Origin of the sequence: Streptomyces sp. NPDC005722 (genome assembly GCF_040630935.1) — a bacterium.
Taxonomy (GTDB): Bacteria; Actinomycetota; Actinomycetes; order Streptomycetales; family Streptomycetaceae; genus Actinacidiphila.
Genome location: NZ_JBEXYN010000029.1, coordinates 40,042 through 53,853 on the forward strand (window position 1 = coordinate 40,042; position 13,812 = coordinate 53,853).

Sequence of the window (13,812 nt, forward strand, 5' to 3'; positions counted from 1 at the left end):
GTGATCCCCGGGGAGATCCTGCACGCCGCCGAACCCGTCGTGCTCAACGCAGGTAAGCCGGTCACCCGGCTGACCGTGCTGAACTCCGCCGACCGGCCGGTCCAGGTCGGCTCCCACTACCACTTCGCCGAGGCCAACCCCGGCCTCGTCTTCGACCGCGCCGCCGCCCACGGCAAGCGCCTGGCCGTCGCCGCCGGGACCGCCGTGCGCTTCGAGCCCGGCATCCCCGTCGAGGTCGAGCTCGTGCCGCTCGGCGGCGCGCGGATCGTGATGGGGCTGCGCGGGGAGACCGGAGGTGCCCTCGATGACTGAGCTCTCGCGGGCGGTCTACGCCGACCTGTTCGGGCCGACGACCGGGGACCGGCTACGGCTCGCCGACACCGACCTGCTGGTCGAGGTCGAGAGGGACCTGTCGGGAGGCGCCGACGGCTCGGGCGACGAGGTCGTCTTCGGCGGCGGCAAGGTGATCCGCGAGTCGATGGGGCAGGCCCGCGCCACCCGCGCCGAGGGCACCCCCGACACGGTGATCACCGGCGCCGTCGTCCTGGACCACTGGGGCGTGGTCAAGGCGGACATCGGCATCCGCGACGGGCGGATCACGGCGCTGGGCAAGGCCGGCAACCCCGACACCATGGACGGCGTCCACCCGGACCTGGTCATCGGACCCGAGACGGAGGTCATCGCCGGCAACGGCAGGATCGTCACCGCCGGGGCGGTCGACGCGCACGTCCACTTCATCTCCCCGACGATCGTGGACGAAGCCCTGGCCTCCGGCGTCACCACGCTCGTCGGCGGCGGCACCGGTCCCGCCGAGGGCACCAAGGCCACCACCATCACGCCGGGGTCCTGGCACCTGGCCCGGATGTTCGCCGCGCTGGAGCAGTACCCCGTCAACATCGGCCTGCTCGGCAAGGGCAACACGGTCTCCCACGAGGCGATGCTCTCCCAGCTGCGCGGCGGGGCCGTCGGCTTCAAGATCCACGAGGACTGGGGCGCCACCCCGGCCGCCATCGACGCCTGCCTGACGGTGTGCGAGGCGACCGGCGCCCAGCTCGCCGTCCACACCGACACCCTCAACGAGGCCGGCTTCGTCGAGGACACCCTCGCCGCCATCGCCGGACGGGGCATCCACGCGTACCACACCGAGGGCGCGGGCGGCGGGCACGCGCCGGACATCATGACCGTCGTCGGGCACCCCAACGTCCTGCCGTCCTCGACCAACCCGACCCGGCCGCACACCGTCAACACCGTCGAGGAGCACCTCGACATGCTGATGGTCTGCCACCACCTCAACCCCGCCGTGCCCGAGGACCTCGCCTTCGCCGAGTCACGGATCAGGCCCGGGACGATCGCGGCCGAGGACGTGCTGCACGACCTGGGCGCCATCTCGATCATCTCCTCGGACTCCCAGGCCATGGGCCGGATCGGCGAGGTCGTGCTGCGCACCTGGCAGACCGCGCACGTCATGAAACGGCGGCGCGGGGCCCTGCCCGGGGACGGGCGGGCCGACAACCTGCGCGCACGTCGATATGTCGCCAAGTACACCATCAACCCCGCCGTCGCCCAGGGCCTCGACGGCGAGATCGGCTCCGTCGAGAGCGGCAAGCTCGCCGACCTGGTGCTGTGGGAGCCGGCGTTCTTCGGTGTCAAACCGCAACTCGTCCTCAAGGGCGGCCAGATCGCCTACGCGCAGATGGGCGACGCCAACGCCTCCATCCCCACCCCCCAGCCGGTCATGCCGCGGCCGATGTTCGGGGCGACCGGCCGGGCCCCCGCCGCCAACTCCTTCACCTTCGTCACGCAGACCGCCCTCGACGACGGCCTCCCCGAACGCCTCGGCCTCGGGAAGCAGTTCCTCCCGATCCGCGACACCCGGCGCGTCACCAAGGCGGACATGCGCGAGAACGACGCCATGCCGCGGGTCGAGGTCGATCCCGACACCTTCACCGTCCGCATCGACGGAGACGTCGTCGAACCCGCACCGGCCGTGGAACTGCCCATGGCCCAGCGGTACTTCCTCTTCTGAGCGGAGCACGGGGACGATGAACCGCGCCGCCCTGCTGCTGCTCGCCGACGGCCGCTTCCCCGCCGGGGGCCACGCCCACTCCGGAGGGGCCGAGGCGGCCGTCGAGGCGGGCCGGATCACCGGGCCCGGCACGCTGGAGGAGTTCTGCCGGGGCAGGCTGCACACCACGGGCCTGGTGGCCGCGGCGCTCGCCGCCGCGGCCGCGGCGGGCGCCGACCCGCTCGCCCTGGACGAGGCCGCCGATGCCCGCACCCCCTCGCCCGCGCTGCGGCGGAGCGCCCGCCGCCTCGGCCGCCAGATGATGCGCGCCGCCCGCGCCGCCTGGCCGTCACCTGGACTCGACGCGCTCGCCGCCGCCCGGCCGCGGGGCGCCCACCAGCCCGTCGTCCTCGGCGTGACGGCCGGGGCCGCGGGCCTCGCCCCGCCGGACGCCGCCCACGCGGCGGCGTACGAGGCCGTGACCGGCCCGGCCACCGCCGCCCTACGCCTGCTGAGCCTCGACCCGTTCGCGGTGACCGCCGTCCTCGCCCGGCTCGCCCCGGACCTGGACGAGGTCGCCGCCCGGGCCGCCGACGCCGCGCACCGCTGCCTCACCGAGGGCACCGACGCCCTGCCGTCCGCCTGCGCGCCCCTGCTCGACGTGTACGCCGAGGCCCACGCCGGGTGGCCCGTCCGCCTCTTCGCCTCCTAGGGGGAGCCCATGCACCTCGACCACGACCACACCGTCCTCCCGCAGCGGCACGCCTGGGCCGGCCCGACCGCCCGCCCCGACGGCAGCCGCCGCGCCCTGCGCATCGGCCTGGGCGGCCCGGTCGGCTCGGGCAAGACCGCCACCGTCGCCGCGCTGTGCCGCGCGCTGCGCGACGAACTGTCCATCGCCGTCGTCACCAACGACATCTACACCCGCGAGGACGCCGACTTCCTCCTGCGCGAGGCCGTCCTGCCGCCCGAGCGGATCGCCGCCGTGGAGACCGGCGCGTGCCCGCACACCGCGATCCGCGACGACATCTCCGCCAACCTCGAGGCCGTGGAGGAACTGGAGGACACCGTCGGGCCGCTGGACCTCGTCCTGGTGGAGTCCGGCGGCGACAACCTCACCGCCACCTTCTCGAAGGGCCTGGTCGACGCCCAGGTCTTCGTCATCGACGTCGCCGGCGGCGACGACATCCCGCGCAAGGGCGGTCCCGGGGTCACCACGGCCGACCTGCTGGTGGTCAACAAGGCCGACCTCGCCCCCTACGTCGGCTCCGACCTCGGCCGCATGGCGCGCGACGCACAGCGGCAGCGCGGGGACCTGCCGGTGGTCTTCACCTCCCTGGTCGCCGAGGACGGCGTCGCCCCCGTCGCCGCGTGGGTCCGTACGCGGCTCGCGGCATGGGCCGCGGTCCCCGCGTGAGCGGCGTCCACGCCACCGCGCGGATCACCGCCGTCCCGGACGGCCGCGGCGGCACCGCGCTGCCCGAACTCACCGGCGAGGGGCCGCTCGCGCTCCGCCGTACGCGGTCCGCCGACGGACGGGCGGCCCGGGTGACGGTCGTCGGCGCCATGACCGCACCGCTCGGCGGCGACCGGCTGGCCGTGCACGTCACCGCCGCGCCGGGCGCCGTGCTGCACGTGGACGCGGCGGCGGCCACCGTGGCGCTGCCCGGCCGCGACGGGGAGCAAGCGCGCTACGACGTACGGCTCACCGTCGGGGAGGGCGCCGAACTGCACTGGCTGCCCGAGCCGTTGATCGCCGCGCAGGGCAGCGACCTGCACATGACCACCAGGGCCGAACTCGCCCCGGGCGCGCGCCTGCTGCTGCGCGAGGAGCAGATCCTCGGCCGCGCGGGGGAGCGGCCGGGCCGGCTCACCACCCGCCTCACGGTACGGATCGGCGGCCGTCCGCTGCTGGACCAGGAGCTGTCCTTCGGGCCGGGCGCGGGGGCGTGGGCTGGGCCCGCCGTCCTGCACACCCACCGTGCCGTGGGCCAACTGCTCGTCGTCGACCCGGCGTTCGCCGACAAGCCGGCGCAGGCACGGGTACCGGTACGGGACGCGGAGCGCGGGGAGGCCGTGCTGACGCCGCTGGCCGGTCCCGCCGCGCTGCTGACCGCGCTCGCGCCGGACGGGCTGTGCCTGCGCCGGATGCTGTCGGCTAGCGTGGCCCCGTGACGTCCATAGACACCGAGAACCCCGGCCGCTACGGCCCCAGCGCGACCACCGAGGCACAGCCGGAGCAGGTCGGCCCCGTCCGCACCGAGTACGCGCCCGCCCACGACGGCGACCCCGACCCGGGCGAGATCGTCTGGACCTGGGTCCCCTACGAGGAGAACGACGGCCGCGGCAAGGACCGCCCGGTCCTCGTCGTCGCGCGGGAGCGGACCGACACGCTGCTCGCGGTGCAGCTCTCCAGCAAGGAGCACAACGACGACCGCGAGTGGGTCGCCATCGGCTCCGGCCCGTGGGACAAGTCCGGCCGTGCGTCCTGGGTGAACGTCGACCGGGTGCTGCGCGTCCACCCCGACGGCATGCGCCGCGAGGCCTGCGCGCTCGACCGGGGCCGTTTCAACATCGTCGTGAACCGGCTCAAGGAGCTGTACCGCTGGCGCTGACGCGCCCGCGGACCGGCCCCCGGGGCGGCCACTTGAACCCGAGCAGCCGCCCCGGGGGCCGGAACCGGCGCCGCGTCAGGGCTTCACGTCGGCGACGACCGAGTACTGCGTCGACTCGTGCTCGAGGACCAGCTCCCGCAGCCCGACGCGCCGCGCCTTGAAGTCCTCGCTCGCCAGGTACGCGAGGTACTGGTCCAGCGACCGCCACTCACTGGTCACGATCCAGCTGTCGGGGTCGGCGTGGGACCGGCACAACTGCGAGCTGATGAAGCCGTCGGCGTTGACGATGCCGCGGTGCACGAGGTCGTATGCCGCCGCATACTGATCGCCCGTGCCCTCGTGGAGCCGAATCCGCAGAACGACGCGTGTCTTCGGGGTGCTGTCCATGGGACCTCGATCCTTGGGGGGCGCGAGGACCGTGCGCACGCCGCGGGCCGTGCCGGGCGGAGGCCCGTGGCCGCGCTCGGGACGGTGGCGTGGGGCCCGGAAGGGACCTCGGTCGCACGGGGCGGTACGGGACCGCCTTGGCAGGGCCGTCGAGCCGGGTCCCGGGACGGTCGCCCGGGGGACCGCCTCGTCCATCCCGGGGGATGGGGCGCCTGGTTACCGCCGTCACTCGACTGTGCGGCCCTCACCCGGGCGGGGCAAAAGGCGCTGGGCCGATCGGGTGAGCGGCACCCGGGGCCACGGCACCGGGCCCCGGCCGGCAGGCCGGTCGGTACCGCCGCCGCCCTGCCCGCGCCGTCGTGGTGCGGCCCTTCCGTACGCTGTGCGGCACCGCGGCGACGCCGGCCGCCCCCTCGGCCGCGGAACGAGGCGGCAGCGCCGGGCCGAGCCCGGACCTGACGGGTTCCGGCCACGGTGCGGGCCTCGGGCCCCTCGTGGCGCCCCCCGCCCGTCCCGAAGCCCTCCCCGGCGGGCGCTCCTCGGCCCCGACCACCGTCCTGATGCCGCACCGGGCCGGAGGACGCGGGGCACGACCGAAGCGGTCGGCGGCCCCCGGGCCGCGTCCACCGCCCGCATCGCCGGCCGGGGACCGCTCCGAGTCCGTCCGCTCCCACCGCCGCGGCGGCGGAGGAGTCCGCCGTCGACGGTTTCGGCGCGATGCGGGCGGTGCCCGGCAGCCCGTACGACCGCAGCGAGCCGGAACGGGGCATCCCCTTCCCCGTACGTTCGCGGCGACGGCGCCGCCCGCCATGCGGAGGACGACCCCGCGGCCGAGGACGGCGCTCGCCTGCTCGCTCGCCGGTCACGAGGGCGGCCTCCGTCCCGCCCCGGGCTCCCGCGCCCGGGCACCTGCTCGCCGACCTGGCGGCGTACGGCCTGCCGTTCACCGGTCCACGACCCTGACCGTGAACCCCGCGTCGCCGAACTCCCCGGCCACCGTCACCTGGTGAGCCTCTTCCGGCCGGAGCCGCCGGTGCCCCGAGCAGGCCGCCAACCGCTTCTTCCACCTTATGGGTTGGTAAAGAAACGCTCATGGGATCTTCTCCCGGAGCCCTTCCGGGCGAAAGGATCCCCCTGCAGTTGTGATCGGGCCGCCACGAGCGGCACCAACAGCAGGGGGAGTTCATGGTGAGACGCACCGCCGTGCTCGGGCTGACCGCGGCCCTCATAGCCGGCACCGTCGCCACGGCGGCACCGCAGACCGCGGTCGCCCACAGTGCGCCGGCGACCCACGGACACGACGGACACAGCGGTGACGCCGAGGCCAAGGGCGTACGGATCGCCGCCGCGCACGCGGCCCGGAAGGGCATCGACTGGGCCGACTGCCCCGCGGACTGGGGTATCGCGAGCCCCGTCCAGTGCGGCTGGGTGACCGTACCCGTCGACTACGCCAAGCCGTACGGCAAGACGATCAGGATCGCGGTGGACCGCGTCGGCAACACCGGCACCGCCGGCGAGCGCCAGGGCGCCCTCATCTACAACCCGGGCGGGCCCGGTGGTTCCGGCATGCGCTTCCCGCTCCGCGTGACGACCAAGAACCCGATCTGGGCGGCGACCGCCAAGGCCTACGACTTCGTCGGCTTCGACCCGCGCGGCGTCGGCCACTCCGCCCCCATCTCCTGCGCCGACCCGCAGGAGTTCGTGAAGGCCCCCAAGGCCGACCCGGTCCCGGACAGCGAGGCCGACAAGAGGGCGCAGCGCAAGCTGGCCGCCGAGTACGCGGAAGGCTGCAAGGAGCGCACCGGCGCCGCGATGCTGTCGCAGATGACGACGGCCAACACCGCCCGTGACCTCGACGTCGTCCGCGCCGCCCTCGGCGAGCGGAAGCTCAACTACCTCGGCGTCTCCTACGGCACCTACCTCGGCGCCGTCTACGCCACGCTCTTCCCGACGCACGTGCGCCGCATGGTCGTCGACAGCGTCGTGAACCCGTCCCGCGACCAGATCTGGTACCAGAACAACCTCGACCAGGACGTCGCCTTCGAGGGCCGCTGGAACGACTGGAAGGCCTGGGTCGCGAAGTACGACTCCGTCTACCACATCGGCAACACCCCGGCGAAGGTCCAGGCGCAGTGGGAGAAGCTGCGGGCCACCGCCAAGGCGCACCCCATCGGCGGGGTCGTGGGCCCGGCCGAGCTGCTGGGCCTCTTCCAGAGCGCCCCGTACTACGACTCGTCGTGGGCGGCCGTGGCCGGCATCTGGAGCGCCTACCTCGGCGGCGACACCCAGGCGCTGGTCGACGCCGCGGCCCCCGACCTGTCGGACACCGCGGGCAACGCCGCCTCGGAGAACGGCAACGCGGTCTACACGGCGGTGGAGTGCACCGACGCCAAGTGGCCGCGCGACTGGCGCACCTGGGACCGCGACAACACCCGGCTGCACGCCAAGTACCCGTTCCTGACCTGGTCCAACGCGTGGATGAACCTGCCGTGCGCCACCTGGGGCGTCCCGCAGCGGACCCCGGTGGAGGTGCGGACCGGCCACGGCCTGCCGCGCGTCATGATCGTCCAGAGCACCCGTGACGCGGCGACCCCGTACACGGGCGCCGTGGAGCTGCACAAGCGGCTCAAGGGCTCGCTGATGATCACCGAGAAGGGCGCCGGTTCGCACGGTGTCACCGGCCTGGTCAACCCCTGCGTCAACGACCGCGTCACCGGCTACTTCGTGACGGGCAGGCTCGACCGGTCCGACGTGACGTGCGCCCCGCACGCCGCGCCGGTGCCGCCCACGAGCTGACCCACCCGGTACGAGGCCGGACGGCCCCGCCGCACCCCTGAGGGGCGCGGCGGGGCCGTCCGGCGTTTCGGGGCCCGCGTCCGGGACTAACCGAGCCGCACCCCGGTCGTGCCGGAACCCTCGTTGCCGTCACCGGTGTTGACGGTGCCGCGCGGCTCGAACATCAGGATCCGGGTGCCCTCCTCGGCACGCGGCCGGTGCGGGACGCCGCGGGGCACGGTGAACACCTCGTGCGGGCCCAGCGTCACGGTGCGGTCCGGCAGTTCCAGGTGCAGCCGTCCGGCGAGCACGAGGAAGAACTCGTCGGTGTCCGCGTGCGCGTGCTCGGGGAAGTCGCCCTCGACGTCGGCGACCTTGACGTCGTACTCGTTGACCTCGGCGAGGACGTGCGGCATCCACTTCTGGTCCACGGCGTCCATCACGGTGTCGATGTTGCGCTTGTCGTTCATGTGACTCCTCTACCCGGGGAAGGCGGCGGCGAAGGCGGCCCGGGTGGGCGAGTCCGCGCGCCGGTCCAGTACGGCGAAGACGACGCGGCCGAAGCGGCCGGCGAACCGCCCGCCCGGCCCGAGGTGCTCGCGGAAGGCGGCGGCGACCGCCGCCGGGTCGTTGCGGAACACCCCGCAGCCCCAGGCGCCCAGCACCAGGGAGGGGTAGCCGTGCGCCGCCGCGACCTCGAGCACCCTGCCCGCCCGCGACACCAGCGCGGCGGGTACCCGCTCCACGGCCGCCGGGTCCTGACGGGCGATCACCCCCGCGTTGGGTGCGGCGGAGGTGAGGAAGCCGGCCTCGAACGGCTCGTCAAGCAGGACGCCGTGATCGTCGCGGAAGACCGGGACGCCGGGGGAGTGGATCACCCGGTCGCTGTAGAAGGGGCTGCGGTCGGCGCGGTGCCAGTCGTAGAACTCCCGCACCGTGAGCAGCGTCGTGTACAGCGCCGACGCCCGGCACAGCGCCTCCTCCTGGGCCTGCGCACCGTTGACGTAGCCGCCGCCGGGATTGCGCGCCGAGGCGAAGTTCAGCACGGCGACCGGCGTCCCCGGCGCCTCCCGCACCAGACGGCGTGCCGCCCGCAGGCTGTCCTCGCCGGTCACCGCGAAGGCCGTGGGCCCGCCGCTTGGCGCGCAGGTGCAGGGGCCGGGATCGACGGGGCCGGGGCCGTACATCCGCGTCCCCCGCACGGCCCGTTCGACGGCCTCGCCGATCGCCACTTCGACACCGCGTGCCGTCCGGTAGCGGCCGGTCGCGACGAGGCCTTCCGTCTCCTTGGCGAGGGCCCTCAGCCGCGCGCTCATGTCCGTTCCCTTCCCACGCCCCGAGGCTAATCGGCCTCCCGGGGCCCGGCCAGGGGTTTTCCGGCGGCCAGCCAGCGGTCCTCGGCCTCGTAGTCGAACAGGTCGCCGAAGCGGTCGTAGGTCGACGCAAGGACGGGGAAGGCCTCCCGCCAGTCCCGCCCGCCGAGCCGTTCCACCAGCCAGGCCACGTTCTCCGGCAGCGACTCCGCGTAGCCGGTCACGGCGCGGTAGCCCAGCTCGCGCTCCGCGGCCGACATGTCCAGCACGAAGGGGTGCGCCGTGGTCCACGGGGTGTCGCCGACGTTCTTCGCCGGGGGAGGTCCGTCCACGGCGTACGTCTGCGCCTCGTGGCCCAGCACCGTGTCGATCGCGTCGGCGATCTCCGCCACCGTCGGGGCGTACGGGTCGCCGGCGTTGAGCACCCGGGAGCCGGGACGCCGGGCGGCCAGCCGCACCAGCTCGGCGAGGTTGGCGGCGTGCACCGGGTGGAAACGGCTCCTCCCGCCGTACGCGAGCACCCGGAACGGCCGCCGGTCCACGGCCCGCTTGACGAAGTACAGCTCCCTGGGCCGCAGGCTGTGCGGGCCGTGCACCGCCCCGGCGCGCAGCAGGGTGACCGGCAACCGTCCCTCCGCCGCGAGGAGGTCGCGCTCCAGCGCCACCTTGCGCGCCGAGTAGCCGCCCTCGCCGGGGGCCAGCACCGGCTGCGTCTCCGTGACGGGCACCGGGAAGAGGGGCGCGCCGCCCGGCTCCCCGTCGGTGTCGAGGCTGCGGCCCCGGCCGTCCTCGTACACGGAGCAACTGGACACGACGACCGCCGAGCCGATGCGATCCGCCAGCCCCGTCAGCTGCCGGGCGTGCTCCGGGCCGTAGGCGACGCAGTCCAGCAGCACGTCGCAGCCCTCGCCGAGCGCCGCCGTCAGCGCCGCGGTGTCCTCGCGGTCCAGGGCCACCGGCCGGACCCCTTCGGGCCACTCCACCTCACCGCCGCCCCCGCGGGAGGCGGCCCGCACCTCCCAGCCGTCCTCGGCGAGGGCGCGCACCGCCGCCCGGCCGATCTGTCCCGTCGCCCCGATCACGAACGCAGTTCCCGTCATGACGGCGACGCTAGGCGGGCCGGTGACGGCGGGGCCAGGGGCGTTCGCCCTGCGCGGATCCGCGCAGGGCGCAACCGGCCGGGTGCGGCCGGTGCAGGGTGCGGCCGGTCAGGCGCTGCGGCGCAGCCGGGAGCCGATGCCGGACTGGCCCTGCTGCTCCGCCTTGACCTCGGCGGCGTAGCGGTCGACGTACTCCTGCCCGGAGAGCGAGAGGATGGCGTACATGATCTCGTCCGTGGCCGAGCGCACCACGTAGCGCTCGTTGTCCATCCCCTCGAAGCGGGAGAACTCCAGCGGCTCGCCGAAGCGGATGGTCACCGGCTTGATGCGGGGCAGCCGGCGGCCGGCGGGCTGGATCTCGTACGTGCCGATCATCGCGCAGGGGACCACCGGGACCCCGGCGCGGATGGCCATGGTGGCCACGCCGACCTTGCCCTTGTAGAGACGGCCGTCGTGGGAGCGGGTGCCCTCGGGGTAGATGCCGAGGAGTTCGCCCTTGGCGAGCACCTTCATCCCCTCGCGGATCGCCGACTCGCCGGCCTTGCCGCCGGAGCGGTCGACCGGGATCTGCCCGATGCTGTGGAAGAAGGCCGCGGTCAGCCGTCCCTTGAGGCCGGTGCCGGTGAAGTACTCGGCCTTGGCCAGGAAGGTGATCCGGCGCGGCAGGATCGCGGGCATCAGGAAGTGGTCGGAGAACGACAGGTGGTTGCCCGCGACGATCGCCGCGCCCTCCTCCGGGATGTTCTCCATGCCCTCGATCCTCGGGCGGAACAGCACCCGCAACAGCGGGCCGAGGACCACGTACTTGAGCACGTAGTAGAACACGGACTGACTCCCAACTGGCGCCGATCGGCTCCGGGGCGGCGTTCTGCCAGGTCACAACGCGGTTCGAGGATGGTCAGTCTAGGCGCGGCGGGCGCCGTGCGTCACCGGGCCGGCACGCCCGCCGGCTTCCCCGGCCACGGGGGCCTCGTCACAGCCGGGCACTGCGCCCGGTCCGGCGCCGCCGTGTACGGCCGGGTCGACCGCGCACGGGCACTGCGGCACGGTCGTGGCGAGGAACGCGACCGTCGACGACAGCCGGGGCAGCGCGTACGGTCTGACCACGACGAACGTGTGCGCCGAACCGGGCGACTCCGGCGGCTCGTCCATCAGCGGCGACCAGGCCCAGGGTCTCGCCTCCGGAGGCCGGGGCAACTGCTCCTCCGGAGACGAGACCTGGTTCCCCGGTACGGGCTGCCCCCGCACACCGCCCGAGGCCCCCGGGCCCCCGCGGCCCTCAGTGTCCCGTCGCGTCCTCGCGGGCGCGGCGGGGCAGCAGGAAGGCGGCCGCCAGCGCCGCGACGAACGCCACCGCGGCCATGAGCGCCGTCCACTGGGTCGCGGGCACCGTGCCGCCGTCCGCCGCGTACGAGAAGAACGCCGTGCCGAGCACCGCGACGCCGATCGAACCGCCCAGCTGCTGCACGGCGTTGAGGACGCCGGAGGCCGAGCCGGTCTCGCGCTCCTCGACGTCGGCGAGGGCGATGTCGAAGAACGGCGCCATGACCAGGCCCATCGCGAAGCCGTTCAGCAGCAGGGCCGGCAGCAGCTGCCAGGTCGTCGCGCCCTCGCCCGCCAGGTGCACGGTGAGTGCCAGCGCGGCGACGGCCACCGCCGACAGCGCGAAGCCCGCCTGGATGGTGCGCCGGCCGTACTTCGGGCCGAGGACGGCACCGGACAGCACCGCGCCCACGACCGTGCCGGCGGACCAGGGGATCATCGAGGCCCCCGCGTGCAGGGCGCTGTAGCCGAGCCCGACCTGAAGGTGCAGGGTGAGCACCAGCATCAGCCCGCTGACCGCCGCGAAGAAGACGACGCCGACCAGGAGCGCGGCGGAGAAGCCGCGGTGGCGGAAGAGCCCGGGCTCCACGAGCGGCGAACCGCCCCGCGCCACCAGCCGCCGCTGGTACCGGGCGAAGAGGGCGAGCACCGGGACCGCGCCCGCCATCGACAGGTACGTCCACAGCGGCCAGCCCAGGTCGCGGCCCTGCACCAGCGGGTAGACCAGCATGAGCACCCCGAGGCTGACCAGCGCGGAACCCGGCAGGTCCAGCCGTGCCGCGTGCGCCGAGCGGCCCTCGGGCAGGATGCGCAGGGCGACGGCGAAGGCGACGACGCCGATCGGGACGTTGATCAGGAACACCGAACGCCAGCCGGAGCCGAACAGGTCCGCGTCGGTGAGGAAGCCGCCGAGTACCGGCCCGGCGACCGCGGCGAGCCCCATGACCGGCCCGAACGCGCCGAAGGCCGCCCCCTGCTCCTTCGGCGGGAACATCTGGCGCAGGATGCCGAGGCCCTGCGGCACCATCATCGCGGCGAACAGCCCCTGCGCGGCCCGTCCGCCGATCAGCGTCCCCGCGGAGCCCGCGGCCGCGCACAGCGCGGAGCACACGGTGAACCCGGCGAGCCCGGTGAGGAACATCCGCCGGCGGCCGACGATGTCGCCGAGCCGTGCCCCGGTGATCATCAGCACGGAGAAGGCCAGCGTGTAGGCGGCGGTGATCCACTGGATCTGCGTGGAGCTGCCGCCGAAGTCCGCGCGGATCGAGGGCGAGGCGACGCCGACGATCGTCGCGTCGAGCAGGTCCATGATCTCGACGGCGAGGATGACGGCCAGCCCGAGCCTGCGCAGGGGATGGCCCGTGGCCGGCGGAGCGGGCGGGGAGAGGGACTGGGTGCTCATGGAGGCCTCCACGGGACCGGGGCGTGGCGAACGAACGCCGTTCGTTCCGAACGAACAGTGTTCTAGATAACGAACGGTGTTCGTGTCAAGTACGCTGTCCGTGGTCCGCTCCCGGAGGTACGCAGCACGTGACATCGGTCCCCGTCCCGCCCTGGCGCGCCGAGCGCAGGAAGGCCCCCCGCCGCAGCCTCAGCCGCGAGGCGATCGTCACGGCGGCCCTCCACGTCGTCGGCACCGAGGGCCTGGACGCCCTGAGCATGCGCAGGGTCGCCCAGGAACTGGACACCGGCGCCGCCTCGCTCTACGCGCACGTGGCCAACAAGGAGGAGCTGCTCGAACTGCTCCTGGACCGCATCCAGGCCGACGTGGTCCGCCCCGAGCCCGATCCGGCGCGGTGGCAGGAGCAGATCAAGGAGATGGCCCGCCAGGGCCGCCGCGTCCTCGTCGCCCACCGGGACCTGGCGCGCGCCGCGATCGGCCAGGGCATCCCCTTCGGGCCCAACGCCCTCCTCAACGCCGAGGCGATGCTCGCGATCCTCAAGGCCGGCGGCCTCTCCGACCAGGTCTGCGCCTACGGCGTGGACGCCCTCGCGCTCTTCGTCACCGCCACCGCGGTCGAGGAGAGCCTGCGCAACCAGGGCCCGGGCGGGACGGGCGTCACCCTCGACGAGCAGATCGCCCGCATCCGCGAGTACTTCGGCTCACTGCCCCCCGAGCGCTTCCCGCACATCACGGGCATGGTCGACGCCCTGATGCGCGACGAGGGCGACGAGCGCTTCGAGTTCGGCCTCGACCTCCTCGTCTCCGGTCTCGCACGCCACGCCGCGGCGGGCTGAGGCCGGGCCCCCGGCGGCCGCCACGTCGGGGCAGGTACTCGGGCGGAGCTGAGTAC

14 protein-coding genes and 1 pseudogene are annotated in these 13,812 nt (G+C 74.4%); 9 read left to right on the forward strand and 6 right to left on the reverse strand.

The genetic code is table 11. The features are described 5' to 3' along the window. From ABZ479_RS28240 to ABZ479_RS28265, 6 genes are read left to right on the forward strand one after another with little or no spacing between them, the layout of a single operon-like run. A complete protein-coding gene (locus tag ABZ479_RS28240) occupies positions 1–312 on the forward strand; it encodes an urease subunit beta (RefSeq protein WP_500464183.1) in 312 nt (103 codons plus the stop codon). Next, positions 305–2,026 carry an urease subunit alpha gene (locus ABZ479_RS28245; protein ID WP_500464184.1) on the forward strand — a complete coding sequence of 574 codons (1,722 nt, stop codon included), beginning with the start codon at positions 305–307 and terminating at the stop codon, positions 2,024–2,026. The genes ABZ479_RS28240 and ABZ479_RS28245 overlap by 8 nt, the downstream gene beginning before the upstream one ends. Positions 2,027–2,042: 16 nt before the next feature. Beyond that, positions 2,043–2,717 carry an urease accessory protein UreF gene (locus ABZ479_RS28250; protein ID WP_500464185.1) on the forward strand — a complete coding sequence of 225 codons (675 nt, stop codon included), beginning with the start codon at positions 2,043–2,045 and terminating at the stop codon, positions 2,715–2,717. 9 nt (positions 2,718–2,726) lie between these two features. Then, on the forward strand, positions 2,727–3,422 hold the full coding sequence (ureG, locus tag ABZ479_RS28255) for an urease accessory protein UreG (RefSeq protein WP_500464186.1): 696 nt from the start codon (positions 2,727–2,729) through the stop codon (positions 3,420–3,422). Continuing rightward, complete coding sequence (locus tag ABZ479_RS28260; RefSeq protein WP_500464187.1) at positions 3,401–4,180, forward strand: urease accessory protein UreD; 780 nt, start codon at positions 3,401–3,403, stop codon at positions 4,178–4,180. The genes ureG and ABZ479_RS28260 overlap by 22 nt, the downstream gene beginning before the upstream one ends. Next, positions 4,177–4,620: a type II toxin-antitoxin system PemK/MazF family toxin gene (locus ABZ479_RS28265; RefSeq protein ID WP_499600689.1), complete on the forward strand. Its 444-nt coding sequence runs from the start codon at positions 4,177–4,179 to the stop codon at positions 4,618–4,620. Before ABZ479_RS28260 ends, ABZ479_RS28265 begins: the two co-directional genes overlap by 4 nt. A 75-nt stretch (positions 4,621–4,695) precedes the next feature. Here the strand turns inward: ABZ479_RS28265 and ABZ479_RS28270 are convergent, their stop codons facing one another. Next, complete coding sequence (locus ABZ479_RS28270) at positions 4,696–5,007, reverse strand: antibiotic biosynthesis monooxygenase family protein (protein WP_499600688.1); 312 nt, start codon at positions 5,005–5,007, stop codon at positions 4,696–4,698. Positions 5,008–6,192: 1,185 nt separating this feature from the next. On the opposite strand from ABZ479_RS28270, the gene ABZ479_RS28275 reads away from it, so the two are divergent. Beyond that, positions 6,193–7,803 carry an alpha/beta hydrolase gene (locus ABZ479_RS28275; protein WP_500464188.1) on the forward strand — a complete coding sequence of 537 codons (1,611 nt, stop codon included), beginning with the start codon at positions 6,193–6,195 and terminating at the stop codon, positions 7,801–7,803. Between the two features lie 86 nt (positions 7,804–7,889). Here the strand turns inward: ABZ479_RS28275 and ABZ479_RS28280 are convergent, their stop codons facing one another. The 4 genes from ABZ479_RS28280 to ABZ479_RS28295 form a co-directional block, all read right to left on the reverse strand. Continuing rightward, complete coding sequence (locus ABZ479_RS28280) at positions 7,890–8,252, reverse strand: cupin domain-containing protein (protein ID WP_500464189.1); 363 nt, start codon at positions 8,250–8,252, stop codon at positions 7,890–7,892. 9 nt (positions 8,253–8,261) lie between these two features. Then, complete coding sequence (locus ABZ479_RS28285) at positions 8,262–9,098, reverse strand: TIGR02452 family protein (RefSeq protein ID WP_500464190.1); 837 nt, start codon at positions 9,096–9,098, stop codon at positions 8,262–8,264. Positions 9,099–9,124: 26 nt separating this feature from the next. Beyond that, entirely contained in the window at positions 9,125–10,195 is a 1,071-nt protein-coding gene (locus ABZ479_RS28290) for an NAD-dependent epimerase/dehydratase family protein (RefSeq protein ID WP_500464191.1), read from the reverse strand. A 108-nt stretch (positions 10,196–10,303) separates the two neighbouring features. Continuing rightward, positions 10,304–11,020 (reverse strand): lysophospholipid acyltransferase family protein, encoded by a 717-nt coding sequence (locus ABZ479_RS28295; RefSeq protein ID WP_499600683.1) that lies wholly within the window; start codon positions 11,018–11,020, stop codon positions 10,304–10,306. A 163-nt stretch (positions 11,021–11,183) separates the two neighbouring features. Here ABZ479_RS28295 and ABZ479_RS28300 point away from each other — a divergent pair. Beyond that, positions 11,184–11,420: pseudogene (locus ABZ479_RS28300) on the forward strand (trypsin-like serine protease); the annotation flags it as partial. A 54-nt stretch (positions 11,421–11,474) separates the two neighbouring features. Here ABZ479_RS28300 and ABZ479_RS28305 read toward each other — a convergent pair. Beyond that, on the reverse strand, positions 11,475–12,920 hold the full coding sequence (locus ABZ479_RS28305) for an MFS transporter (RefSeq protein WP_500464192.1): 1,446 nt from the start codon (positions 12,918–12,920) through the stop codon (positions 11,475–11,477). 128 nt (positions 12,921–13,048) lie between these two features. Between ABZ479_RS28305 and ABZ479_RS28310 the strand changes: the two genes are divergently transcribed. After that, entirely contained in the window at positions 13,049–13,756 is a 708-nt protein-coding gene (locus ABZ479_RS28310; RefSeq protein WP_500464193.1) for a TetR/AcrR family transcriptional regulator, read from the forward strand. Positions 13,757–13,812: the final 56 nt, after the last annotated feature.

Bases quoted from the DNA above. Each gene is read 5' to 3' on its own strand.
- ABZ479_RS28290 (WP_500464191.1), bottom strand. From the start codon at position 10,195: ATGACGGGAACTGCGTTCGTGATCGGGGCGACGGGACAGATCGGCCGG.
- ABZ479_RS28270 (WP_499600688.1), bottom strand. From the start codon at position 5,007: ATGGACAGCACCCCGAAGACACGCGTCGTTCTGCGGATTCGGCTCCAC.
- ABZ479_RS28280 (WP_500464189.1), bottom strand. From the start codon at position 8,252: ATGAACGACAAGCGCAACATCGACACCGTGATGGACGCCGTGGACCAG.
- ABZ479_RS28245 (WP_500464184.1), top strand. From the start codon at position 305: ATGACTGAGCTCTCGCGGGCGGTCTACGCCGACCTGTTCGGGCCGACG.
- ureG (WP_500464186.1), top strand. From the start codon at position 2,727: ATGCACCTCGACCACGACCACACCGTCCTCCCGCAGCGGCACGCCTGG.
- ABZ479_RS28285 (WP_500464190.1), bottom strand. From the start codon at position 9,098: ATGAGCGCGCGGCTGAGGGCCCTCGCCAAGGAGACGGAAGGCCTCGTC.
- ABZ479_RS28305 (WP_500464192.1), bottom strand. From the start codon at position 12,920: ATGAGCACCCAGTCCCTCTCCCCGCCCGCTCCGCCGGCCACGGGCCAT.
- ABZ479_RS28275 (WP_500464188.1), top strand. From the start codon at position 6,193: ATGGTGAGACGCACCGCCGTGCTCGGGCTGACCGCGGCCCTCATAGCC.
- ABZ479_RS28250 (WP_500464185.1), top strand. From the start codon at position 2,043: ATGAACCGCGCCGCCCTGCTGCTGCTCGCCGACGGCCGCTTCCCCGCC.
- ABZ479_RS28260 (WP_500464187.1), top strand. From the start codon at position 3,401: ATGGGCCGCGGTCCCCGCGTGAGCGGCGTCCACGCCACCGCGCGGATC.